Origin of the sequence: Synechococcales cyanobacterium T60_A2020_003 (genome assembly GCA_015272205.1) — a bacterium.
Lineage (GTDB): Bacteria > Cyanobacteriota > Cyanobacteriia > RECH01 > RECH01 > JACYMB01.
Window position 1 is genome coordinate 1 of the sequence record JACYMB010000335.1, and the last position, 24,079, is coordinate 24,079.

Here is a 24,079-nt window from a genome sequence, read left to right on the forward strand (position 1 = left end):
TGTGATAACTGAAATTTACCATGCCTCTCCCGCCCGCAACCCCTCTTTCATGCAACAACGCCTCATGAAAATCAAAGTAATCAATCCCAACACGACGGCCAGCATGACTCAAAAGATCGGGCAGGTGGCCAAAGCCGTCGCAGCGCCAACAACTGAGATTGTTGCCCGTAGTCCTACGATGGGGCCTGTGTCGATTGAGGGACATTATGATGAGGCGGTCAGTGTTCTGGGGGTGATAGATGAGGTGCGAAAAGGAGAGCAAGAGGATTTTGATGGCTATGTGATTGCCTGCTTTGGCGATCCGGGACTACTTGCAGCGCGGGAGATTGCGAGAGGCCCCGTGATTGGGGTTGCCGAAGCAGCCATGCACGCCGCTAGTTTTCTATGTACCGGATTTTCGATCGTTACAACCCTAAGCCGAACGCGATCGATTGCAGAACATCTTGTAATGCAGTACGGAATGACTCATAAATGCCGCAAGGTTCGGGCAACGGATCTTGCTGTACTCGATTTGGAAGATCCTCTATCTAAGGCAAGAAAGACCATCATTGATGAATGTCGTTGCGCGTTGACGGAGGATCAGTCCGATGCGATCGTGCTGGGCTGTACGGGAATGGCCGATCTTGCGTCTGAACTCCAGGAAGAACTTGGGGTTCCGGTCATTGATGGGGTGGGTGCCGCAGTCAAGTTTGTTGAAGCATTAGTCTCTCTAAAGCTCAGGACCAGTAAAGCGGGAGATTTGGCATTTCCCCTCTCTAAACCCTATGTGGGAATAATGGAGTCGTTTTCCCCGAAATAGACGGGCGATCGCTCCTCTGTTCTATTAAGAACCGTATTAAATGCCGCATTGTTAACGGGAGTTGGTGTAGCCTGCGTGATCATAGGGATAGGTGATGCACGATGACCACCATATTTTTTGCAACCAACCGAGAGATGCTGCCTGAAGGTGATCCAGCGGTTTTTGGATCGAACTTTAGTTATGACGGTCTCGCCAACTTACGATTTGGACGGGCTGAGGTGACGGGCGATCGCTTTCAAGATATTGCCATCACCGTAGCCCCAGAGGATCTGTTTGCCGATCCACCAGTTTTGGGAAGCCAAGAAATTTTCAGGCAGGTGCAGCAGGAAATGAAGCAAAATGCCGAAGATACATTAATGCTAATTCATGGCTTCAACACCTCGTTTCGTGAAGCTTTGCAGATGGCAGCTCAGATTCATGCAAACTTAACGCGCCCCAATCCTCTCCTTGGCGAACCCCTCAAACTCAATATGTGTCTGTTCTCTTGGCCGTCTGATGGTTCACTCATCCTGACCGATCCCTCTGCCCGAGATGCGATCGCCTATAAAAACGATCGCCTTGATGCCGCCGCATCGGGAGCTGCCTTTGCCCGTGGATTTTTGAAAGTGGCAGACTTTATCAATACGCTGCGGGCTGAGGAACAGTGCGAACAACGACTCCACTTGATGACCCACAGCATGGGAACCTACGTACTTCGGTATGCCGTGCAACAGCTTCGGTCGTTTGTAGATAATCGGATTCCGCGAATCTTTGATCAAATTCTGTTAATTGCATCGGACGAGGATGACGACACGTTCGATCATGACTACAAGCTTCATCTACTGCCGCGTCTGACTCGCTACGTTAGCGTCTATTTCAACCGCAACGATCTTGCGCTGTGGGCGAGCGATCGCCTGAAGGGAAATCCAGCACGACTCGGCACCGATGGGCCGCTTCAGCCGTTGCAAATTCCCCGAAATGTCTATCCTATTGACTGCACCCAAGTCATTCCGACTCGATCGGGGCCAAATGAACAACACAGTTATCACCTCGCCGTAGAGCGCGTCATTCTAGATATTCAACAGGTGCTGCTAGATCGACTACCAGACGAAATCCCAGGACGCCATTATGTGCCAAACAACAATCGCTATCGGCTGACGTAGACATGTAGACATGACGCTCTATTCCGCCCATTTGCGGAGAAGATTCGCAATGCTTTTAGAGAGCAAGTCAAACTCATCAGTTTTACCGTTTTTGGCAAAGAGCGATCGCCGCACCGTCTCTAAATCAAACAGCAGTTCCCGATCGCCCGCATCCCGAACCAGGCTCTGCACCCATCCCACCACCACCAGCCGGACACCATCTGTCACCGGGTCTACTCGATGCAATGTCGTTGAGGGATAGATAATCATTGATCCGGCATCTAGCTTATAGATCCGTTCATCATCTGCTCCCTCAATAACGAGTTCTCCACCTTGGTAATCAGAGGGAGCGTTCAAGAATAGGGTAAACGAGACATCCGATCGCCATTTCTCTGTACCCATCAGGGCATTGTCTACGTGACGCCCATAGGACATCCCCACACCATAGCGGCTAAACAGCACAGAGTGGACATTTCGTGGGCGCACTGCGGCCTGAAATAGCGGATTACGGGCGATCGCCTGATGCACACATTGATAAAGAAGAGTAGACGGCGATCCGGCTTTGAGCTGTTGGTTTTGTTTCACCCGCTTGGCATGCCAACCCGCCGTAAGTTTTCCATCCACAAACTCAGCCTGATCCAACGTTTGCTGAATCTCGGTCAATTCATCGGTGGTCAAAACGTTGGGAATAGAGACAATCATGTCAGACCGAACTTGTGAGACCGAACTTAACTGTGGAGTTCTACCTGAGAGACCAAGCCATACACCTCTTCAGGAGTTTTCACCGGAGTTGCAGGTGGCTCGACCGCAGGCCATACCGTTTTGAGCTCTGTCATTGCATTCATAATCGCGGCGTGATCGTCTGGACGCTCTTGCTGCATTTGGCTAGCGATGTTGGTGTACAGCGTCTCTGCATAGATCACAAACCCGCGCGAGTCTTGATACTCGACCAGTTCTACAAATTTGTCATCTGCGATCGCGGCTTCATACTCCTCGGCAGCAACTGCCAGTAACCCGTTGATAACCGTCAGAACAAATTCAGGAGACTGTCGTTGTTCGGGTGGAATGGCCTCAATGGCACTGTCAATTGAGGCGATCGAGGTTTCAAATGCTTCCTCCATTTTCGGATCGCTCGGTGCAGACTTAGCTAAGTCATTCAATTCATTCAGTGACGTTTTGAACTCTGTCACCCCTCGTTCATCGAGCTGCCCTTCAATATCAGCGTAGAGTTCATCAACCGGATGAGCAATATGGGGTTGGGCTTCGTCATACCGTTCCAGATCCATTAACTCGGCGGCTACGATTAAATGTCCCTTCATGAGACCCAATGCCGTCATGTAATCGACGTCAGCGTCGCCAGAACTTGCCCCACTCTCGCCACCCTCACCGCCTTCACCCCCTTCACTATGGGTTTCCATCGGAGACTCAGCAGGAGCAACATCAGCCGCCGGACTCTCATTTGTAGTTGGCGTTGGCGAACCGCATGCTCCCAACGCCGCTGTTAACCCCAACGTTAGAAATAATTCAGCAGATTTCAACGGTTTCTTCATCCTTCTCCTCCTTCGCCACCTTCTTCACTTTCGTCAGATTCTTCAGATTCTTCGGACTCTTCTTCGTCCTCCATCTCCTCTCCTGCGGGAGCAACATCACCCGGGACATCGTCACCAACGGACGCATCCTCCGTCGTATCAGCCGGGCCACCACAAGCGGCAAGGGTGGCCGTTGATCCCAACGCTAAAAACAACTCAACTGATTTCAAAGATTTTTCATGGAGATCCATACCGTACACGAATGTTTACACCACGTTGACTCAACCGTTGTCCGATGCCGGTTTCGAGTGGTTCAATGGTATGATACCGAACTCATCTAGCATGGCTTGGCTGGATCGTCTCTATAGAATATGGCTAATGCAATTGAATGTCAATAAAAAATCACTTTTTATTTAGAAGCGTTTTCAATACCTCTACGCCTTAAGGGGAACGACCTCAAACAGTCCCATACAGCCCTGTTCCGCGATGTAGTCTTGATGCGGATGAAACATATATTGACCGGAATAAGGATAAGCAAACTCTAGAATATGTCGTTCCGCTGTGCCCATAGTGATTACGTCCGTATCAAAGTCCGGTTGGAGCGATCGCCCCGTTTGATAGACCTGAAAAAGATTGGCATGGAGATGGAACGTCACTGCGGGATCAAACTCGATCATATTCAGCAGATAGAGGCGCACAAGCTGATGCTGATAGATCGGAATGGGGTGGTCGCGGTAATAGTTCGGAATGCCGTTAAAGGCATACAGCTCATTGGTTTGATCATCGTTGATGTCATATCCACCCATCACCATTACCATCTCATCGGCTGGGGGACGGGGCTTGGGGGGATCGATGATAAATACGCCATATAAGCCTTTACTAATGTGGCGTGTGACGGGGGCAACGTGGCAGTGGTAGGGATGAACGCCAGCGGGAGTTGCATCGAATTCGTAGACCATCGTTTTACTGTGGCGAATGGCGTCTACCCCGTCCATCTCTGCCGGATGAGATCCATGAAAATGGAGACTGTGGGAATGTCCATCCGCATTCTCAAAAATGATGCGGACGCGATCGCCCTCTGTCGCCCGCAAAGTAGGCGCAGGCACTCGCCCGTTTAAGTTCCAGCTCATGTAGGAAATCGCCGTATTGAGCTGGATTGGGGTACTATTGGCCGTTAGGCGAAACTCCCGAACCGTCCGTCCATTCTCTTTTTTCAGTTCGCCACTGTTAAATTCCCGCAAAATCGTGAGTGGAGTCCACGGAGTACCATTTGCATCAAGGAACGGCTCTGCATCATCGGTAACAGGTGGAATACGCACCTGCGATCGCCCGCAGGCCGGTAATCCGACAGCAGCGGCGATCGCCACCGCTCCGAGACCACCCAACCCTCGAATCACATCTCGTCGAGAGACTCCCGCATTGAAGCCAGCAGGTTGCGTGAAAAATTCCATAGAAACACCGATTTGACGCAGTTAAAATCCCACCGTGGCAGTGCCCAGCCGTCTACCATCGACCACTCATCTCAATATCGTTGACCCCAAATAGATGACATTGCGAATAACCAGAAGGAAAATAAGCGTCACCGATAACAGCGACGCTTCATATTATAGCCCATTCTAATTGAGATTAATTCTATAGAAGCTTGCCACATATTTCCGCCCAGCAGTTGAAATTTATTTCAATTTAGAAATCCACAGGGATAGACATCAACGACCCCACCCTGAGACACCGAATGGAACCCGTTAAAGAATTCGAAGGTCATTCCGCCCAAACGCTTAATCCGATTCACGTCGATGTAAAAGTTAATGGTTCATTCTCTGAAAGCTGAATTACAATCTGTAGCGATCTCGAGAATCCTGTTAATTCAATCAATTCAATCAATTGGAGTGTCTTCGTCATGAATAGAGGCGAACTTGTTGACGCTATTGCTCAAAAGGTATCTGTGACCAAAAAGGAAGCTGATGCTATTGTTGGGGCAATGGTTGACACCATCATGGATACGGTTTCTTCAGGAAACAAAGTTACCCTCGTGGGATTTGGCACCTTCGAAGCTCGCAATCGCCAAGCTCGCGAAGGCCGCAATCCCAAGACGGGTGAGGCGATCGCCATTCCCGCAACGACTGTTCCGGCTTTTTCTGCTGGAAAGCAGTTTAAGGAAATGGTTGCGCCGCCTGCACCCAAGGCTACCAAGGGTAAAGGCAAGAAGAAGTAGAGCTAAGCGTTATAATGCTGCTTCCTTTACAGGTTTAGACTGGCTCTAGTGCAACCTGTTTGCGTATTTTTAGTCTAGAGCCTGTTTCATTTCGCTGTCAGACAAGAAGCCCAACCTATACCGTCGTTTCGAGCGCCATCTGATTTTCCTGACGCAGGCAGGCTTGGATGAACGGATCTAAATTTCCGTTCATCACGTCTTGAATATCGGTGGTTTCGACACTGGTGCGTAAATCCTTCACCATTTGATAGGGGTGGAATACATAATTGCGAATCTGGTTACCCCAGGCCGCTTCCACCATATCTCCACGAATATCCGCGATCTCTTTGGCTCGCTGCTCTTGGGCAATGACCAGAAGTTTGGCTTTCAGCAAAGCTAGGGCCTTTTCCTTATTCTGGAGCTGCGATCGCTCCTGGGTGCAGCGTACGGCAATTCCGGTCGGTAAGTGAACCACGCGGACAGCCGTTTCCACCTTGTTCACGTTCTGTCCGCCCTTACCCCCAGCTCGCGAGGTCGTAATCTCTAGGTCTTTTTCGGGAATGTCCAACTCCACCGACTCATCCAGAATCGGCATTACCTCTACCCCTGCAAAGCTGGTTTGCCGCTTGCCGTTGGCGTTAAACGGAGAAATCCGTACGAGACGGTGAGTTCCCTTTTCGACTTTCAGATACCCGTAGGCATAACGCCCTTCCACTTCAATCGTTGCCGACTTCAGCCCCGCTTCGTCCCCTTCCGAAATTTCGTCCAGGTGAACCTTGTAGCCGTGATCCTCGGCCCAGCGGGTGTACATGCGGAGTAGCATCTCCGCCCAGTCCTGAGCATCGGTGCCGCCTGCCCCCGCATTAATCGTCAGAACCGCTCCACTCTGATCATAGGGGCCAGAGAGCAGTTGCTGTAATTCCCACTGATCCAGCTCGCGATACAGGGTTTTGATGTTCTCTTCGGCTTCCGCCATCAGCGATTCGTCGGTTTCCAGTTCCAGCAGTTCTAGAACCGCTTTCGTATCCGCCAAGGCCGATTGCCAGGAGGTCACCTGTTGCAGGCTGGACTTGAGATCGTTCAGCTCTTGCAGGGTACGTTGAGCGGCAGCCTGATTATCCCAAAGTTCGGGCTGGGCGGCTTGCTGCTCTAAGTCCTGAATTTTGGCTTCTAGGGCTGGAACGTCAAAGATAGTCCTGGGTTTGCCCCAGGCGTTCCGACAAACTATCGATATCGCGCTTAATGTCTGTAATGTCCATAGAAATTAGGAGAGCAGGCTTAGCTCTGGAAGTTCACAATACGGGCAAAGCCCTCAGGATCTAGGCTAGCACCTCCGACCAGTGCCCCGTCGATTTCGGGCTGAGCCATAATTTCGTCGATATTTTCGGGCTTGACCGACCCACCGTATTGAATGGGTACATCGGCGTTGGTGAGCTTGCTACGAATCAGGCCAATCACGCGATTGGCTTCTTCGGATTCACAGGTGTCGCCCGTGCCAATTGCCCAAATGGGTTCGTAGGCAATCACCAGATTGCTTTGGTTAACCCCGACTAAATCCTTCGCCAATTGGTCGAAGATAATCGCTTCCGTTTCACCTGCGTCCCGCTGCTGTTTCGTCTCACCGACGCACAGGATCGGCGTAATGCCGTGCTTTTGAGCCGCCTTCAGTCGCAGGTTAACCGTTTCATCGGTTTCACCAAAGTACTGCCGCCGCTCACTGTGTCCCACGACAACGTAGCGTACGCCAAACTCTTCTAGCATGGCTCCAGACACTTCTCCGGTGTATGCGCCTTCGTCTTCCCAGTGGATATTTTGCGCGCCAACCTGCACATAGCTACCATGCAGATTCTTCGACAGTGCGCCCAATGCGGTGAAGGGAACGCAAAGAATAGTGAGGCGATCGCTCGGAGTTTCCTCTAGCCTAGGGAGAAATCCCATCAGAAACTCGGTTGTTTCTGCCTGGGTCTTGTGCATTTTCCAGTTGCCAGCAATAACTTTCTTTCGCACGGGACGATTAAGGTGACGTTAACAAACAATGCATCCTATAGTGTACGGCGTAATGGATCAATCTAAAAGCGATCGCCGCTTGCCCCTCAAACCCCAGGGCGGAACCACTGATTATTTTTATGAGTACGGGCGGGTTTGGTAGACAGAACCTAGCAACTATCCAGAACTCACAGCGAAACCTGCCCCTAAACGCTGCTAATTGATAATCAATTCAGCAAATCCCTTTAAACCGATTGCTGTACCTTCCAGGTATGGTAAGCATCATAGACGCCTTGAACGTTGTACCAGTTGAGGAAAATGCGAGCCACTTCTAGCGCCAGTTGGGGCTTACCTTGGTCGATGAGCCACTGGAGGAACGGAGCCATCGTGCGTTCGTTGAGGCGTCCGCCGAGGGAGAGGAGTCCCCATAGGGCACGGTGGAGCCAAGTCATTTGGATCATAAGACGCACATCCCAGGTGGGGTGCTTTTCATAAAACAGAACGCCCATCCGACCCCGTTGAATCTCTTTTTCGATGAGTTGGGGAATTTGGTCAAGGGCAAAGGGAGGGTGCCAGTGGTAGCCCACCGCGTCTGGACATTTGATCAGCGTTAGGCCGAGTTTTTTCAACCGCACGCCCAGTTCTAGGTCTTCCCACCCGTAGAGCTGAAATCCGGTGTCGAATAACCCCGCTTCTATCAGCCATTTGCGGGCGATCGCCACATTCCCGGTGGCAAAGTAGGCCGCTGAAAAATCGGTGATTTTGTAAGGTTCAGAGGTGGGGTTATCGAAATTGCAGGTATTGATGACGGCTCCGTAGGTGAAGAGGCGATCGCTCCCCAGTTGAGTTTGACCCTCGCGCAGTTTTTCAGCGTGGGACTTGAGAAATACGGGAGTCACCACTAGATCGCTGTCAATAAAAATAATGGTGTTGCCTGTCGCTTTCTCGACCCCCAGATTACGGGCAGCGGCAGGCCCTAAATGCTCCTGACAGAACCAACGGACGTGCGGGAGTTCCGCTTGATGCTCCGCGAGCCAATCAAGGGTGCGATCGTTCGATCCATCATCGACGACGATCACCTCATAGCCATCGATACCCGCTGACTCCGGCCACTGCTGATCTTCCAGGGCGCGGAGACACTTTTCCAAAATGGGAAGACGATTATAGGTGGGAATAACAACGCTAAAAAACACAGGCCGTTCCCTGAACTAAACCGTATCTAGACTAGCAGTTTCAGAGAATGTGCGGTGTATGGCAACACGATAATGGTCGGTATTGGCGATCGCTAAACCACCGGGATGATGGCAATCAGAAATGCACTGAGGAACAGCGCAAACAAGATGGCATTCTGGAGTTGGCGGTTGAGTGCTCCAATGCCAATCACCATAATCGCGATTAAAAGCACTAAACCGAGATAGACAATTTTCTCGCCTTCCAGGTCAACGAGGGAGTCGGTGTTCACATCGGCGGTACTATCGGACGTTTGCCCAACGAAGGTAAAGAGCGTTTTGGTCAGCAGGGACATGATCGAAAAGGGTAACCTCGGCCTATGGCGTGTAGGTATTGGCTGGAAGCTGAGGGACGACCACGGGCGGATTCATAGAGCTATCTACTTCATAGAAGAGGCGACTTTGCTGCGAAGCACAGCACAGGGCATCCTCTGGTGTGTAGCGATTGAACGACGTATTAATCTTTCCTTCCGCATACAGGTTGAGATCAATCAAGCTGCCATCGGTACGGGAATTCATGGGGATTGGGGACAAGGTGCCCGAAAATACCCCGTCCGTAAAGACAAAAACTTGGTAAACCAACGGGCGACACATACCATCAGCATTGGCCATACCTGTAACCACGGTCGTCGCGCCGTAGACATAAGCCGCACCCGTTAACGTCCAGCCTGCCGCTTCTACCAGTTCATCTTCGGGTAGTGCTGCTGGACGGAACGTATGTTCGCAACTGGCGAGGTTATCGTATTCTTGATACGGAGCCTGGGGAATGGGCGCGCCGACTTGATTCTAGTTCGTTTCTTCATCGAGCCAGGTTCCGCTGGATTCTGTGGGTTGGGCGATCGCCGCCGCGGCCCAAAGAAAGGATCCTGATGCCAAAATAGCGGCACTTGTGCTTATGGCTTTGTTCCATTCGATCAAATTTATGATTTTCAGCCTATCGGGTTTAGTTCTCGTCCCCCCGTTCCCTCAACAATCCTGAATAAATAGGAAAATTACGGTTCCTCTGGTGGGGAGCTATCGCCAGCGTATTTAAGCCTGCGATAGCAATCCTATTTGGAGGGTGAAACGGTTGCTCCGTCGGGACGCATGTTTCACAACGCATTTTTTTCATCAATTACGTAGGAATGCTATATAACCGAAACAGATCTGTAGTGTGGATATCTCAATGACTGAACCGATTGAACCCCAGCCTTCCGCCGCTCCGTTGCAACCGCGTCAGCGTCCCGGACGGGGAATCGGGGCGTTACTTGCCGGGGGAACCTATCCAATTCGGGCGATCGCCACCCTCCATCGCTATCCACAACTGCGTCCGTATGTGGTTTATCCGATTCTTCTCAATATTCTGCTCTTCATTACGCTATACACCACGCTGGTATACGGTGGTTTACAGGTCATTGACGCCATTATCAACGACATTCCCAACTGGACAGTCCACACTCCACACTGGGCTGTGCATTTACCAGACTGGCAACTCTCTTGGCCGACTTGGCTCCCCCATCTCCCGAAGCTCTCGCTACCATCGCTGCCATGGCCGCACTGGACTATAAACCTGCCGCATTGGGTAGCCTCTATTTTTGCGTGGCGACCTACGGTGCCGGGATGGGTCGCCGAATTGCCAGAATGGGGAGCACGGGTGTTGCTATGGCTGTTGCGATTAATCCTGATCCTAATTTTGTTCGTGGTGACCGGGTTTATCTTTCTTCAATTCGGGGTGCTGTTGGGTTCCCCCTGGTATGGCAAGCTTTCCGAGGAATTGGAAAAACTGCGGACTGGAAAACTGGTCGTTGTCGATGTCGGCGTGGTTGGCGATGTATGGCGGGCGATCGCCTACGAATTGAAAAAGCTGGGGATCAGCCTATCGCTTGGGATTCCTCTATTGCTGGTTGGTTTTATCCCTGGGTTCGGAACCATGGTGGCCTTGATCGGCGGAACAGCGATCGCTGCCACGATCGTTTGTCTAGACTTTTTGGATGGCCCGTTAGAGCGTCGCCGCCTACGCTTCCGCGACAAGCTTAAGGTGGTGGCAAACAGCTTACCTGCCAGTGCTTCATTTGCCTTGGTATGTCTGGGTTTGGTGAGCATTCCTTTCATTAATTTGCTCGCGATCCCCGTGGGCGTAACGGCGGGAACCCTCTTTGTGTGCGATCGCGTCTTACCCTTCTGGGAGGATACCCCTTAAAGAAATGAAAATATCGTGTAAAACACGGTTTACTCCCCAATATTGACGATATTCTAGAAACAGGGTGGCGCTAGTCCTAGTGAATCAGAACTTTCTCAGTTCCCTGATGGATGTTCTTTTGCTGGGGATGGCGTCGGAAATTGTACGGATTAAAGGCGTGCAGACCCGAAGAGGTTAGAAGCATGAAGGGATGGACTGCATGACGGGGCACAGAGTTTTGTTACCCGCATACCTCCATGCCCTGCGGTTCTAAGCGAAATAGCAGCACTAGGTTTCAGCCTGGTGATGGTTGATTGGATAGACCCACGTTAAGCAAGCCAGTCTGGGAAGATATTCGCTGGAATATCCACCCGTTCATTGAGGGAGAGGAGTGAGATAGACACTATGGTGATGAAACCGCAGCCCAAATCCAAGACGGGAGAGACAACGGATATAGATCTACCTGCCTCCCCTGAAATGACAGATCCATCAACCTCATCTACGGTCGCTCATGGTTCCCAAGATGCTGCAACCGTCGCGTCAGAGGGAGAGGCCCCATTTGTCTTAAAGGAACGCGATTTAGACCCTCAAACCTTGACGCCGCCCGAAACCGACCTGCCAGGCGATGATTTCGTACCGACGCGATCGCCCTCGCCTCAGTGGTTGCTCTTTGCATTGGGATTGTGTGCTGCGGTGAGTAGCTTAGCGGTGGGGGCATTCCTATGGCTGATGAGTATTCCCCCCGCGTCCGATTGCAACAACATTTCCACCTTCTCGCCCGATCGGGAACGCCTCTACTGTGCCCAGCAATCAGCGGCGTCGGGAGATTTGCCAGAACTGCTCGACGGTATTGAGATGCTGGATGAGTGGACACCTGAGCATCCCCTTTACTACGAAGCCCAGGACTGGTTGGGGGAATGGTCGGATGCGGTGCTGGCGATCGCCCGCACCAAAATGTATGACCGCGATATTGAAGGCGCGATCGAGCTAGCCCAACAGATTCCGCCCAGCAGTCCAACGTATGAAGAGGCACAGGCGACGCTTAGCGAGTGGCAAGCGATTTGGGATAGCGGCAAGTATCTCTACGACAAGGCTCGGATGGCGATTCGGGATAAAAACTGGGAGAGTGCGTCCCAATACATCCTTGCCTTGGAAAAGTCTAAAGATAGCTATTGGCGCTTGGATCAGACGGCAGCCCTCACGCAGCAAATGCAAGCTGAAAAGCAGGCTCAAGCCAACCTAACGCGGGCGCGGGCCCAGGCGAAGGCAGGTAGCCCAGAGGCTCTGAGAACGGCTGTCAGTACCGTGAGCAAGATTGATCGCTCAACCCATACCTGGTGGGAAGCGCAAGCCGACATGAATCAATGGAGCGAGGCGCTACTGGTCGTTGGGTTGCAAAAATGGCAGGCTGGACAACTGGATGACGCGATCGCCATTGGCAACCTAGTTGCCTCGAATCCGAATTTGAAAGGAACAGGAACCGACTTAGCCAAACTGGCGCAGGCGCGTAAACATGCCTTTAGTAGTGGTTCCAACTGGACGGCAACCCCCAAACACCTGTGGAACTTGATGGAGGCGATGGCGTTAGCGCGTCAAATTCAGCCCACCAGCAAATACTATGCCCAAGCCCAAGAAAGCCTCCAAAGTTGGGAACTCCAGCTTCAAGACTTGACCAAACTCCAGGCCGCTCAGGTGGCCGCTGACCTGGGACAAAAACCGATGCTGACGTACGCGATCGCCCAAGCCCAGCAGGTGGAAGCCGGACGACCACGACGCCTCCAGTCGCAAACTTTGATTGCCCACTGGAATCGGGAAGTAGAGCGGATGGAGGATGAACCCCATCTCGTCCAGGCACAGCGATTAGCCCAGCAAGGAACCGTTTCAGGTTTGAAGGCGGCGATCGCTGAAGCCAGCAAGGTACATCTGGGTCACCAGCTACGGCCAGAAGCCCAAGGCTTAATTTTCAGTTGGAATCAGGAGATTCAAAGCATTGAGGATCGTCCTATTCTCAACCAAGCCTACACCCTAGCTCGCCAAGGCGATTTGTCAGGGGCGATCGCCCAAGCAGGCAAGATTCGCTCAGGTCGGGCACTGTACAGGGAGGCGCAAGGAGCGATTGCCAGTTGGCAGGCTGAGATTCAGGCAGCGGCACAGGCTCCTCGTCAGCCCCTCGAAGCCCAGCAGCGTCCGGATTCCCAGCCTCAATCTGAACCCACGCCCGCATCGACACCGGATCAGTTCAGCGTGAAACCGTCGGCGAAACTGGATCGACTGGTTGATGAGTTACCCGTTCAGCCTTCTTCCCAATCGGCTCCGTTCCGCGACTTTTATCAACCCCGCCCCTCGGCTCCAGAGCAGCAGGTTGTTCCCGAACGAAGCATTGAGCAACCAACCGAGATGCGATCGCCCTCGCCCGCCCCTGGGGCAGCCCGTCAACCCGATCCGACTCGCGACTCTCCATCTGCTGAGCAACCTGCCGAACCCCCAGCATTCCCATCGCCAACGGAACTTACGGCTCCCGCACCGTTCCCTTCACCGGAACCTGCAGCCGTTGAGACCGATCCCCAACCCACGACCGTTGAACAGGGAACAACGTCAGTGGAGAATGTGCAAAGCCGTGCATCGGCTTCCCCCAAGGCGTTCTAACCAATCTGAGCAGCCGCAATTTCATCAGGAGCGATCGCCCCATTCCCCATCTCCCGCATAATGGAAGAGAAGCTTTACATTCCGTTACTATGGCGAGAGATTTGCGGGCATTCTTGGCGTTGCTAGAGCAACGGGGACAACTCCGACGCATCAAAGCGTTGGTGGATCCCGATTTGGAAGTGGCAGAAATTTCCAATCGAATGCTGCAATGCGGGGGGCCAGCGCTGCTATTTGAAAACGTCAGCGGATCGCCTCATCCCATCGCGGTGAACGTGATGGGTACAGTGGAGCGGATCTGCTGGGCGATGAATATGGAAGCTCCGGAAGAACTGGAGGAACTGGGCAAAAAACTGGGGATGCTGCAACAGCCCAAGCCCCCCAAAAAAATCTCTCAGGCTGTGGAATTCGGCAAGGTGCTGTTTGACGTGGTCAAAGCCAAACCCATGCGCGAATTCTTTCCCCCATGCCAGCAGGTGGTGATTCAAGGCGACGATCTGGATCTCACCAAAATTCCCATGATCCGCCCCTATCCGGGGGATGCAGGCAAAATTATCACCCTGGGGTTGGTGATTACCAAAGACTGCGAAACGGGCATTCCCAATGTCGGGGTCTATCGGTTGCAGTTGCAGTCCAAAACCACAATGACGGTACATTGGCTTTCGGTGCGGGGTGGAGCACGCCATCTTCGCAAAGCCGCAGAGCGAGGGCAAAAACTGGAAGTGGCGATCGCCCTTGGGGTAGATCCCCTAATCATCATGGCGGCAGCAACCCCGATCCCGGTGGATCTCTCTGAATGGCTGTTTGCAGGACTCTATGGTGGTTCGGGAGTTCATCTGGCAAAGTGTAAAACGGTGGATTTAGAAGTCCCTGCCGATTCCGAGTTTGTGTTAGAAGGAACGATCACCCCGGGCGAAATGCTGCCCGATGGCCCCTTTGGCGATCACATGGGCTATTACGGTGGCGTGGAAGATTCGCCCCTAGTTCGATTCCAGTGCATCACTCACCGCAAAGATCCGATCTATCTCACCACCTTTAGCGGTCGCCCACCGAAGGAAGAGGCGATGATGGCGATCGCCCTAAACCGTATCTACACGCCCATCCTGCGACAGCAAGTTTCGGAGATCGTAGACTTCTTTTTGCCGATGGAGGCGTTAAGCTACAAAGCCGCCATCATCTCAATTGATAAAGCCTACCCCGGACAGGCACGCCGCGCCGCTCTTGCCTTTTGGAGTGCGTTGCCGCAGTTTACCTACACCAAGTTTGTAATCGTGGTGGATAAAGAGATCAATATCCGCGATCCGCGTCAGGTGGTGTGGGCGATCACATCCAAAGTCGATCCGGTGCGGGATGTCTTTATCCTGCCGGAAACACCGTTTGACACCCTCGATTTTGCCAGTGAAAAGATGGGTCTCGGTGGACGGATGGGCATTGATGCGACGACTAAAGTTCCGCCAGAAACCGATCATCCCTGGGGTGAACCCTTGGAATCCGATCCCGCCATGGCCGCACAGGTGACGCAACGGTGGGCAGAGTACGGTTTGGCGGATTTGAAACTGGATGAGGTAGATGCCAATCTCTTTGGATATGACATCCGGTGATTAATCCCAGATGGTTAGGGGCGGGTTTGGCGATTCATCCTCGATGCTGACTGGGGACTATCTGCGAAACCCGCCTGTCCTAGGGGTTAGGATAAGACCCAGTTCACCAGCGTGCGCACGGCAAACCCTGTGCCACCAGCATTGGTGTAGCCACTCTCCTTATCCGCCCAGACAGGGCCTGCGATGTCGAGGTGGGCCCAGGGAACGTCGTTGACAAACTGCTTGAGGAACAGCGCCGCCGAAATCGCGCCACCGGGTCGAGGCCCGGTGTTCTTCATGTCTGCAACCACCGATTTCATGCCGTCGAAGTATTTCTCTTCCATCGGCATTTCCCATAGCTTTTCGCCCGCTTTTTCCGATGCAGTCTTCAGAGCGGCAGCAAGGTCAGGACTGGTGCTCCAGAGTCCAGCAATGTCATCGCCTAGGGCAACCACACAGGCACCCGTGAGGGTCGCGAGGTCTACAATCGCATCCACTTCCAACTTTTCGGCATATACCAGCGCATCGGCAAGGGTGAGGCGTCCCTCAGCATCGGTGTTGTTGACTTCGATGGTTTTGCCGTTGGATGCCGTGAGAATGTCGCCCGGATGCAGCGCTTTACCGCTAATCATATTTTCGGTGACGGCACTAATGAAGTGAACTTCCACATCGGGCTTAATCTGAGCGATCGCCTTTGCGGCACCGAAGGTGGCCGCCGCGCCGCCCATGTCGGTTTTCATCATTTCAATGCCGCTGCCTGCACCTTTGATGTTGAGGCCGCCGGAGTCAAAGGTAAGTCCCTTACCGACGATCGCCACTCTGCGCCGAGGTGTCCCGGCAGGTCGGTAGGTGAGGTGAATAAATTTAGGCGGCAGATCGGAGGCTTTGGCAACGCCCAGAAATGCGCCCATGCCAACTTTTTCACAGTCGTCCTGCTCTAGAATTTCTAGATCTAGACCGTAGGAGTGGGCGATCGCCTCTGCCGTTTCGGCCATCGTCAGCGGTGTAACCACGTTGGCAGGAGCGGAGACCAGCTCACGAGCAAGAATCACGCCCAGGCATACTTGCTTAGCACGGGTGATGGCGGCGTCCTGTCCGGCCAAGCCAAATAAATTGACCTGCTGGAGTTTAGGTTCGGAATGCTCCGCATCGGACTTGAAGCGCGTATCCCGATGTAGAGCTAGTTCAATCCCTTCCGTGATCGCGCCAGCGGTTGCCGCCGGATCTTGATTCCAAAGGGGGAGGCTTAGACCCAGAGTTTTACACGTTTCCTTGTCCGCCAGCCGAGCCGCGATCGCCCCACTCTGACGGAGGCTATCTAGGGTAAAACTGTCCGGTTTACCAAGACCAATCACCGCCACTTTCCGAACGGCGGAATTACTCCCCACACGGGTCACGGCACTGCTTCCTGCTTTGCCCTTAAATTCGACTTCGGCCATCAGTTCTGAGAGGGTGCCGAATAAGGCCTGATCGAGGGCGGCGAGATCTCCCGAAAGCTCCGTTTGCTCTTCAAAAAGCCCAATGGCAAGGCAATCTCCTGACCAATCCAGTATCGATACGTTAATCCCTTGAACGTCCATGCTCTCTTCTGCAAAACATCACTACTTCCCAGTATTGCGTATGCGTTGCGGAATGGAACACCGATTCCCGATTGCCAATGGATAAGGATGAATTCTGGCGGTTCCTGGCTTAGGTAATCCATGCAGAGATTTGTTAAAATCGCTAGCGACTGGCACAAAAAACATGAAATTGTTCGCGTTTGATGGCAATCTATTGAGAACACAAGGTTGCATCCCCATCGTGGGCGATCGCCTCCTGGAAGTCTGATTTCTCCATGGAACGAAAGCCTATCGTTTTTCATCAAATGCCCTATTGTTTGTTACCTAGCGTAAGCTCATGCTCAAGCGACGCAAACGCAGTCCGTTAGAGATCATCGCCGGAATCGGTGCAGGATGCGCTGTGATTGTGACGGGGGTGGTAGTAGCCTCATTTAAGTTTCCTCAGTTGCGGTCAACGCTTTCCGTTATCGATCCGTCTGATCCAACCCAGGAACTTAAAACCCTCGACACCGATTCCTTTCAAAACTCGCCGCTGATGCCGTTGATTTATCAGTCGCCGGAGCAACGGGCTGAAGCCCTACGGACGATCGCGTCCTATCGCCACGCCTCACGCGATCGCAGTCGGGCACGGTATTTGCTAGCCGGAGATCTGATCCAGCAAGGCAACCCGACCGAAGCCCTAACCTGGTTAGATGGCCTGGAAAAAGACTACACGCTCCTAGCTCCCTACGTTCTATATCTTCGGGCTAGGGCATACGAAGCATTGAAGGATACTGCCAATGCTGAGAAAACCTGGACGCAGTTGCTTGATCGCTATGACGACCAGCCCGTTTCGGTTGAAGCGATGTTTTCCCTAGCGAAGGGCGATCCAACGTCGGACTATTGGGATCAGGCGATCGCCACGTTTCCCGCCTATCCGCGCACGGTCGAAATGGCGCAAATTCGTCTCCAGAAAAATCCAGATCAGCCGGACTTGCTGCTATTACTGGCACGTTACGGTCTGTATTTACCCGATATTGTGTCAGTTCTGAATCGCCTGACCGATGAGTATGCTGACCAGCTTCAGCCTGAAGACTGGGAAGCGATCGCCTTTGCCTATTGGGAAAAGCAGGAATACAACGCAGCCGGAAAAGCCTACGCAAAAGCTCCGGAAACCCCGCTCAACCTTTACCGAGCTGCCCGGGGTGCCCACTTGGGCGATCGCAAACATGACGCGATTCGGGGATAAACCAAACTCAACGAGACCTTCCCAGACGATCGCAATACGGCGCAAGGGCTGATCCATCTTGCCAACCTCTCAGACAACGGTAAAGCCGCGCTTTCCTATCTTGATCAAGTGATCGAGCGTTTTCCTGATCGCGCTGCCGATGCGCTGATGGCACGGGCGGATCGCCTGGATGAGATGCAAAGTCCTCAATCCGCTATAAAAGCCCGCGAGTCTGTCCTGACTCAATACAGCCACTCCGATGCAGCCGCAAATCTCCGCTGGGAGCAGGTTGAACGTCGGGTTGAAAAGGGCGATATCAAAGGGGCGTGGGCGTGGGCGAAGCAGCTTGTGGACGAAAATCCGGACAGTGATCATGCCCCCCAGGCCGCTTTTTGGGTGGGAAAATGGGCCCAGCAGATTGGCTACTCCCAGGAATCGAAGCAGGCGTTTGAATACGTGCTGTCTCGTTATCCCACCTCCTATTACGCGTGGCGATCGGCAACGATGCTGGGGTGGGATGTGGGTGATTTCAATACCGTCCGCCAAAAGGCTCCCGAGGCGCAGTTTAACGGGCTGTACCTGCCGCTATCGGCGGGATCTGATGTCACCCAAGAACTGCATCACCTGGGTCAGTGGCGAGAGGCATGGGCACGCTGGCAAGGCGAGTTTAAGAACCGGATGCAGCCCCCCGTTGGTGAACAGTACACGGATGGGGTGCTGCGGTTGGGCGTCGGCGACAATCTCGAAGGCTTGTTTATGCTAGAAAGCCTCGCTTGGCGAGATCAGCCAGAGGAGAAAGCGCAGTACAACGCCCTGAAAACGTCAGAAGCGTATTGGAAAGCCATGTATCCCTTTTTATTTGCGGCTCCAATTCAGGACTGGAGCGCTCAGCGTCGTCTCAATCCAATGTTGGTGAGTGCGCTGATTCGTCAGGAGTCGCGATTTGAACCTCGAATTCAGTCCGCTGTCGGGGCCGTTGGGCTGATGCAGGTGATGCCGGATACGGCAGACTGGATTGCCGATCAGACGGATGTGGGATCCTACAATCTTGAGAAACCCGAAGACAATATCAAGCTAGGTACCTGGTATTTGGATTACACCCATCGTGAATATGGCGATAATTCCATGTTTGCGATCGCCAGCTATAACGCAGGGCCAGGGGCAGTAGCCGAATGGATCGCGGAATTTGGGGGTTCGGATCTCGATCAATTTGTGGAGCAAATTCCCTATCCTGAAACTCAAGGATACGTGAAAGCCGTGTTTGAAAACTACTGGAATTACTTACGCCTTTACAATCCTCAAGTCTCTAAGCAACTGGCTCAGTACCATCGTTCCCAAGGGGCGATCGCCCTAGAATCAAGTGTTCCATAAAGCCTTGCCCCCTGTCCATCTATAGCGTTCCTACATGATTTATGAAAAAGAAGAGGTGTGAACCGTGCACCCCAACGGGACGCACGGTTCACAATCCAAATAGGATGGCTATAGAAATCACGCATGATTCCTTTCAGGACAGACGGTCGAGATTGAGGGCGTCTTGATTAGTAGTTTTATTGCAAATTTTTAAAAGTCAGACCCTCTGGAATCTCGTTTTTGTGCTCAGGAGAGCCGAGTTTTTTTGAGGTGCCCGATTCCTATTTTCAAATACCACATGCCAGAACCAACATACCAATCCCAATGCTTACGCTGGGCAACAGGGTAAAATCCTGCCGCATTCTTGCCTATTGTCATCAGCAGAGTCAAACATCAAATCGTTTCACGCTTTGGATAACTGAACAAAATATTTAGGATTTTAAAGATACTATTAAATTAGTAAGAAATCAATAAATATGACTTATTTATTTCTGTTACTGATCTACATCTAATTTACATTTAGCATCCCACGCCTTTGTTTAGGAGTCGTATTATGTCTACAACAAATATTTACAATATTGAAGTTGAATTGGGTACACGAAATCACAAAGGTAGCTTTGTTCGCGATACAACGTACAAACTAATTAGTATTGACGAAGCTGGTTGGGCCTTAATTTGCCAAGATGACACTACCTGTCATTACGTAGATCCCGATTGCTTAAGAGAAGTAGCCTATCTGCCTGATTCGGTCAGTTAGCAAACAGGCACCTATCTTAATTTCACCTGTTATATGCACTTTCATTAGAGTCAACAAAAATAAAAAATTGCTGCCTCATTTTTAGTGCAGTTTTCGATGATTCCAACCAAAAGCTTTTAAATGGATCTTCCAGAATCCAATACAAACTTTGATCCGACCAACATGTTTGAATAAAAAGAATCTAATCTCAGGAGCTGAAGATTTTATGCAAAGAAGACATACTTGTCTTTGTTGTTCGGATATTTTGCTCCGGCATATAGGATCAGGAAAGATTTACTGATACTGTATTCACTGCCATCAGAGTATGCCCGTTTAGATCATTTTTGCGCTGCCAAATGGTAATTTATACGTTGAATTAGTAACGCCAATTCATCGAAATTTCAGAATATTTAAAACACACGAGATGTCATTAATGTTTGATTTAGGCGATCTAAGTTCCTCTGAACGTTTTGGTGCAGACAATGGGTTAAATGATTGATGGTTAGTATCTTTGCAGCTTGATAGTTGTGAAAATAATCGCGCAGGTTTAGCGGTGCTCCCAGACGAATCATCACCTTTCGATGACCTTTTGGCACAGGTTCACCAATTCCAAACACCTCCCGCTCTATCCGTACAATCGTATCTAGATAGCGTTCTGGCGTCGGATGAGCCGCCACGTACCCGTCATAAATAGCATCGAAATTGAGCAGTCGTGCCGCTGCTTGGTGGATGGCCTCGTATGTCCAGAACTCCTCAGCCGTGAGGCTTTCCGCACGGGACTCTAAATGATGTTGAAGGCGATATACACGTTCGCGAATGGGCAGGTGAGCAGGAGCGCCTATGCCTAGAGTTTGTTCACAGGACTGCAAAATGTGAATTTTAACGGCCATCATGCGCTCGTTTGTGGTCTGAGATTCAAGACTTGAGGTTGATAACCCATAGGTTTGTTCAACCTCCATGAGTAGGTACTGACCGATCCTCCGTAGGCGGGGGTAGAAGGTACTGGGATCGCTAGATACCGCTGTTGCAAGGTTGAGCGATCGCTCTAGGCGGGTTAGCGCACGATGAATCACCAAATCCATTGGGCTAGTGTACTGATATTTAATGGTCACGGGTACGACGTACAGATTCGGAAGCGATGACTCTTGTTTGTACAGTCGGTTCAAAGTCTGGAGGGCAATTTGCACGGCTCCAGTTCGAAATGGCATGACCGTATCGTTTTGAAACGAACATCCACCTTCCGGAAACATGACTAAATGGCAACCCGGTTGCATGAGTAAATCAATCGTTTGTTGGACGCTGGCACGATCGCCCAATCCCCGTCTGACGGAATAGGCTCCAAGCCACTGAATGAGTCGCCCTTCTAGCCCTTTGAAGCGTTCGTAGGCCGCGAGGTAATAAAACGATTGTTGTAATCGAGCAGAAAGGATAAAAATCGCAATCCAATCGTGAAAGGTGGGATGGTTCGGAAGGAGCAACACTCGTTCGTGTTGCAATGCTTTGAGAATTTCCAGATCCTCAGGTTCTATATCTAGCGTCATGCGATATTGCCAATACCCAAGGGGTTCAGCAATGCGCTGACACATTTGCACAATCGACGGGTTCAATAGGGGGGGATAAAACTCAGCCATGGGGTAGATGCAGCCACGGAAAGAAGCGATCGCTTTAAAGCATAGATTGACTTTCTAATAAAAAGGATGGGCAGGCTGAACCCACACATCCTTTTAACAAACCCTTAGGTGGTCTACAGTTTAATCGGGCAACTATGCGATCGCCCAGAGTCAAATCGCTTACATCATCCCCATGCCGGGCATACCGCCCATACCGCCCATACCGCCCATGCCACCCATGCCGCCCATATCAGGAGCAGCTGCTTTGGGTTCTGGCTTTTCGACAATCAGCGTTTCCGTGGTGACAACCATACCCGCAATCGAACCGGCATCCTGCAATGCCGAACGCACCACCTTCGCCGGGTCAATAATACCTGCGGCAATGAGGTCTTCAAACTCGCCTGTCAGTGCGTTGTAGCCTACGTTGAAATCAAGATCGCGAGCCTTCTCTACGATTACCGAGCCCTCAACTCCCGCATTATCCGCAATTTGACGGAGGGGAGCATCCAGAGCCTTGATCACGATATCAGCGCCGACTTGCTCTTCCGCCGATAGCGACGCCTTGAAATCCGCCAACTGACGTGCCAAGTGAATCAGCGTAATCCCGCCACCAGGTACGATCCCTTCTTCGACAGCCGCCTTGGTGGCATTGAGGGCATCTTCAATTCGCAGTTTGCGATCTTTCAATTCCGTCTCGGTAGCCGCACCAACTTTAATCACGGCAACGCCACCTGCCAGTTTGGCTAAGCGCTCTTGCAGCTTTTCTTTGTCGTAGTCAGAATCAGTTTCCGCCAACTCACGCCGAATTTGGGCAATCCGCTTTTCCAGATCCGCCGTATTTGCTGCTTCTGTGACAATGGTGGTGTCTTCTTTGGTGATCGTGACTTTGCGTGCTGTACCTAGCATCTCCAGAGAAGCCATATCCAGGCTGAGGCCGATTTCCTCGGAAATCATTTGACCACCTGTGAGAACAGCGATGTCTTGCAGCATGGCCTTGCGACGTTCACCAAAACCAGGAGCCTTAATCGCTGCAACGTTCAATACCCCGCGCAAACGGTTAACCACTAGGGTTGCCAGCGCTTCCCCTTCAATATCTTCAGCAATGATCAGCAGCGGACGCCCTTCCCGTACGACTCGCTCCAGAACCGAGACGATGTCTTGGATACTGCCAATTTTCTTATCGGTGATCAGGATGTAGGGATTTTCGAGATCACAGATCATTCGCTCGGCATCGGTCACAAAGTAGGGAGAAATGTAACCACGATCGATCTGCATCCCTTCCACCAGTTCCATCTCGGTCACGAGGGACTTGGATTCTTCAACCGTGATCACACCATCACGACCGACTTTATCCATGGCGTCAGCAATCATAGTGCCAACTTCTTCGTCGCTCCCCGCAGATACGGTTGCAACTTGGGCGATCGCCCGTCCTTCCACAGGTTTAGCAATAGAACCAATATCGTCTACAAGCTTAGCGACCGTCTTTTCAATGCCACGGCGGAGGCTAACCGGATTGGTTCCCGCTGCAACGTTCTTCAGACCTTCGCGGATCATGGCCTGAGCTAGAACCGTTGCGGTGGTGGTGCCATCCCCGGCTAAGTCCTTCGTTTTGGACGCCACTTCACGAATGAGCTGTGCCCCGGTGTTTTCCAGAGGGTCTTCTAACTCAATTTCTTTCGCAATGGTGATGCCGTCGTTCACAATCTGAGGCGCACCGTATTTCTTCTCAAGGACAACGTTCCGTCCTTTGGGTCCCAGCGTAATCCGCACAGCATCAGCGAGCGCATTCACACCCCGCTCTAACGACTGCCGGGACGCCTCATCAAATACAACAATTTTCGCCATGTTTCCGTTTTTCACAGCTCTCCACTGTAGAATTTAGCACTCTCAGTTACCGAGTGCTAAGTTCGTTGTGGAGGGAAACCCGTACTTAAGGGGATGCTTAAAACGTGAAAGATCAGAATTCTAGGCACTCAGTGATTTCCTTAGAAAAGAGGGCAACGGGCGTGAATTCCCCTTGTTTAAGTAGAATCTAGGGAAAACCGGATGGTTTACAGCCTATAGATACGACGTTTACCCCATGACCATGCCACCATCGATATTGAAAACTTGCCCGGTGATGTAAGCTGCCGCCGGATCGGCCGCTAGGAACCGAATTAACCCTGCTACCTCGTCGGGTTGACCGTACCGAGCTAGGGGAATGAATTTAAGAATGTCTTCGGCTTTCACATCTTCCGTCATGTCCGTCGCGATGAATCCAGGAGCCACCGCATTGACCGTAATCCCGCGACTGGCGACTTCTTTAGCCACGGCGCGGGTAAACCCAATCACTCCGGCCTTCGCCGCACTATAGTTGGCCTGGCCGGGGTTGCCCATAATGC

18 protein-coding genes and 2 pseudogenes are annotated in these 24,079 nt (G+C 51.8%); 7 read left to right on the top strand and 13 right to left on the bottom strand.

Going from position 1 to position 24,079, the window contains the following annotated elements; all coding sequences use genetic code 11:
• The first annotated feature begins 64 nt into the window (after window positions 1–64).
• On the top strand, window positions 65–799 hold the full coding sequence (locus tag IGR76_16605) for an aspartate/glutamate racemase family protein (protein MBF2080086.1): 735 nt from the start codon (window positions 65–67) through the stop codon (window positions 797–799).
• A gap of 101 nt (window positions 800–900) precedes the next feature.
• Window positions 901–1,941, top strand: coding sequence for an alpha/beta hydrolase (locus IGR76_16610; GenBank protein ID MBF2080087.1), 1,041 nt, complete (start codon window positions 901–903; stop codon window positions 1,939–1,941).
• Between the two features lie 18 nt (window positions 1,942–1,959).
• Here IGR76_16610 and IGR76_16615 read toward each other — a convergent pair whose 3' ends face one another.
• From IGR76_16615 to IGR76_16630, 4 genes are all read right to left on the bottom strand, one after another.
• Complete coding sequence (locus IGR76_16615; protein MBF2080088.1) at window positions 1,960–2,622, bottom strand: Fe2+-dependent dioxygenase; 663 nt, start codon at window positions 2,620–2,622, stop codon at window positions 1,960–1,962.
• Between the two features lie 26 nt (window positions 2,623–2,648).
• Complete coding sequence (locus IGR76_16620; protein ID MBF2080089.1) at window positions 2,649–3,470, bottom strand: hypothetical protein; 822 nt, start codon at window positions 3,468–3,470, stop codon at window positions 2,649–2,651.
• A complete protein-coding gene (locus IGR76_16625) occupies window positions 3,467–3,679 on the bottom strand; it encodes a hypothetical protein (GenBank protein ID MBF2080090.1) in 213 nt (70 codons plus the stop codon). The genes IGR76_16620 and IGR76_16625 overlap by 4 nt, the downstream gene beginning before the upstream one ends.
• A gap of 204 nt (window positions 3,680–3,883) precedes the next feature.
• A complete protein-coding gene (locus IGR76_16630; protein MBF2080091.1) occupies window positions 3,884–4,900 on the bottom strand; it encodes a multicopper oxidase domain-containing protein in 1,017 nt (338 codons plus the stop codon).
• Window positions 4,901–5,346: 446 nt separating this feature from the next.
• Here IGR76_16630 and IGR76_16635 point away from each other — a divergent pair, with 446 nt between their 5' ends.
• A complete protein-coding gene (locus IGR76_16635) occupies window positions 5,347–5,661 on the top strand; it encodes an HU family DNA-binding protein (protein MBF2080092.1) in 315 nt (104 codons plus the stop codon).
• 115 nt (window positions 5,662–5,776) lie between these two features.
• Here IGR76_16635 and prfB read toward each other — a convergent pair.
• The 5 genes and pseudogenes from prfB to IGR76_16660 all read right to left on the bottom strand — a co-directional run bounded on the left by prfB (window position 5,777) and on the right by IGR76_16660 (window position 9,752).
• Window positions 5,777–6,899 (bottom strand): peptide chain release factor 2 gene (gene prfB / locus IGR76_16640; protein ID MBF2080093.1). Its coding sequence is split into 2 segments (ribosomal slippage): window positions 5,777–6,826 and window positions 6,828–6,899, totalling 1,122 coding nucleotides; the frame shifts between segments, so codons are not numbered across the junction.
• Window positions 6,900–6,918: 19 nt separating this feature from the next.
• Entirely contained in the window at window positions 6,919–7,647 is a 729-nt protein-coding gene (locus tag IGR76_16645) for a triose-phosphate isomerase (GenBank protein ID MBF2080094.1), read from the bottom strand.
• Window positions 7,648–7,871: 224 nt separating this feature from the next.
• Entirely contained in the window at window positions 7,872–8,819 is a 948-nt protein-coding gene (locus IGR76_16650) for a glycosyltransferase (protein ID MBF2080095.1), read from the bottom strand.
• Window positions 8,820–8,911: 92 nt separating this feature from the next.
• Window positions 8,912–9,151, bottom strand: coding sequence for a hypothetical protein (locus IGR76_16655; protein ID MBF2080096.1), 240 nt, complete (start codon window positions 9,149–9,151; stop codon window positions 8,912–8,914).
• Between the two features lie 22 nt (window positions 9,152–9,173).
• Window positions 9,174–9,752: pseudogene (locus tag IGR76_16660) on the bottom strand (LppP/LprE family lipoprotein).
• A gap of 268 nt (window positions 9,753–10,020) precedes the next feature.
• On the opposite strand from IGR76_16660, the gene IGR76_16665 reads away from it, so the two are divergent.
• The 3 genes from IGR76_16665 (at window position 10,021) to IGR76_16675 (ending at window position 15,257) form a co-directional block, all read left to right on the top strand.
• Window positions 10,021–11,034: an EI24 domain-containing protein gene (locus IGR76_16665; GenBank protein ID MBF2080097.1), complete on the top strand. Its 1,014-nt coding sequence runs from the start codon at window positions 10,021–10,023 to the stop codon at window positions 11,032–11,034.
• Between the two features lie 384 nt (window positions 11,035–11,418).
• Entirely contained in the window at window positions 11,419–13,659 is a 2,241-nt protein-coding gene (locus tag IGR76_16670) for a hypothetical protein (protein ID MBF2080098.1), read from the top strand.
• A gap of 89 nt (window positions 13,660–13,748) precedes the next feature.
• On the top strand, window positions 13,749–15,257 hold the full coding sequence (locus IGR76_16675) for a UbiD family decarboxylase (protein MBF2080099.1): 1,509 nt from the start codon (window positions 13,749–13,751) through the stop codon (window positions 15,255–15,257).
• Window positions 15,258–15,343: 86 nt separating this feature from the next.
• On the opposite strand, the gene IGR76_16680 is transcribed toward IGR76_16675, so the two are convergent.
• Window positions 15,344–16,816 (bottom strand): leucyl aminopeptidase, encoded by a 1,473-nt coding sequence (locus IGR76_16680; GenBank protein ID MBF2080100.1) that lies wholly within the window; start codon window positions 16,814–16,816, stop codon window positions 15,344–15,346.
• A gap of 316 nt (window positions 16,817–17,132) precedes the next feature.
• Between IGR76_16680 and IGR76_16685 the strand changes: the two are divergent.
• A pseudogene (locus IGR76_16685) lies at window positions 17,133–19,373 on the top strand (transglycosylase SLT domain-containing protein).
• 1,125 nt (window positions 19,374–20,498) lie between these two features.
• Here the strand turns inward: IGR76_16685 and IGR76_16690 are convergent.
• The 3 genes from IGR76_16690 to IGR76_16700 all read right to left on the bottom strand — a co-directional run.
• The gene (locus tag IGR76_16690; GenBank protein ID MBF2080101.1) at window positions 20,499–21,719 is read right to left on the bottom strand and encodes a 1-acyl-sn-glycerol-3-phosphate acyltransferase; all 1,221 of its coding nucleotides are present in this window, start codon (window positions 21,717–21,719) and stop codon (window positions 20,499–20,501) included.
• 159 nt (window positions 21,720–21,878) lie between these two features.
• Window positions 21,879–23,543 carry a chaperonin GroEL gene (gene groL, locus IGR76_16695; protein MBF2080102.1) on the bottom strand — a complete coding sequence of 555 codons (1,665 nt, stop codon included), beginning with the start codon at window positions 23,541–23,543 and terminating at the stop codon, window positions 21,879–21,881.
• Window positions 23,544–23,771: 228 nt separating this feature from the next.
• Window positions 23,772–24,079, bottom strand: a 308-nt coding sequence (locus tag IGR76_16700; GenBank protein ID MBF2080103.1) for an SDR family oxidoreductase, incomplete at its 5' end; no start/stop codon positions are given.

What these genes read in the sequence shown, in the direction of transcription:
- IGR76_16605 (MBF2080086.1), top strand. Translation starts at nt 65, where the DNA reads ATGAAAATCAAAGTAATCAATCCCAACACGACGGCCAGCATGACTCAA.
- IGR76_16610 (MBF2080087.1), top strand. Translation starts at nt 901, where the DNA reads ATGACCACCATATTTTTTGCAACCAACCGAGAGATGCTGCCTGAAGGT.
- IGR76_16615 (MBF2080088.1), bottom strand. Translation starts at nt 2,622, where the DNA reads ATGATTGTCTCTATTCCCAACGTTTTGACCACCGATGAATTGACCGAG.
- IGR76_16620 (MBF2080089.1), bottom strand. Translation starts at nt 3,470, where the DNA reads ATGAAGAAACCGTTGAAATCTGCTGAATTATTTCTAACGTTGGGGTTA.
- IGR76_16630 (MBF2080091.1), bottom strand. Translation starts at nt 4,900, where the DNA reads ATGGAATTTTTCACGCAACCTGCTGGCTTCAATGCGGGAGTCTCTCGA.
- IGR76_16635 (MBF2080092.1), top strand. Translation starts at nt 5,347, where the DNA reads ATGAATAGAGGCGAACTTGTTGACGCTATTGCTCAAAAGGTATCTGTG.
- IGR76_16655 (MBF2080096.1), bottom strand. Translation starts at nt 9,151, where the DNA reads ATGTCCCTGCTGACCAAAACGCTCTTTACCTTCGTTGGGCAAACGTCC.
- IGR76_16665 (MBF2080097.1), top strand. Translation starts at nt 10,021, where the DNA reads ATGACTGAACCGATTGAACCCCAGCCTTCCGCCGCTCCGTTGCAACCG.
- IGR76_16670 (MBF2080098.1), top strand. Translation starts at nt 11,419, where the DNA reads ATGGTGATGAAACCGCAGCCCAAATCCAAGACGGGAGAGACAACGGAT.
- IGR76_16675 (MBF2080099.1), top strand. Translation starts at nt 13,749, where the DNA reads ATGGCGAGAGATTTGCGGGCATTCTTGGCGTTGCTAGAGCAACGGGGA.
- IGR76_16680 (MBF2080100.1), bottom strand. Translation starts at nt 16,816, where the DNA reads ATGGACGTTCAAGGGATTAACGTATCGATACTGGATTGGTCAGGAGAT.
- IGR76_16690 (MBF2080101.1), bottom strand. Translation starts at nt 21,719, where the DNA reads ATGGCTGAGTTTTATCCCCCCCTATTGAACCCGTCGATTGTGCAAATG.
- groL (MBF2080102.1), bottom strand. Translation starts at nt 23,543, where the DNA reads ATGGCGAAAATTGTTGTATTTGATGAGGCGTCCCGGCAGTCGTTAGAG.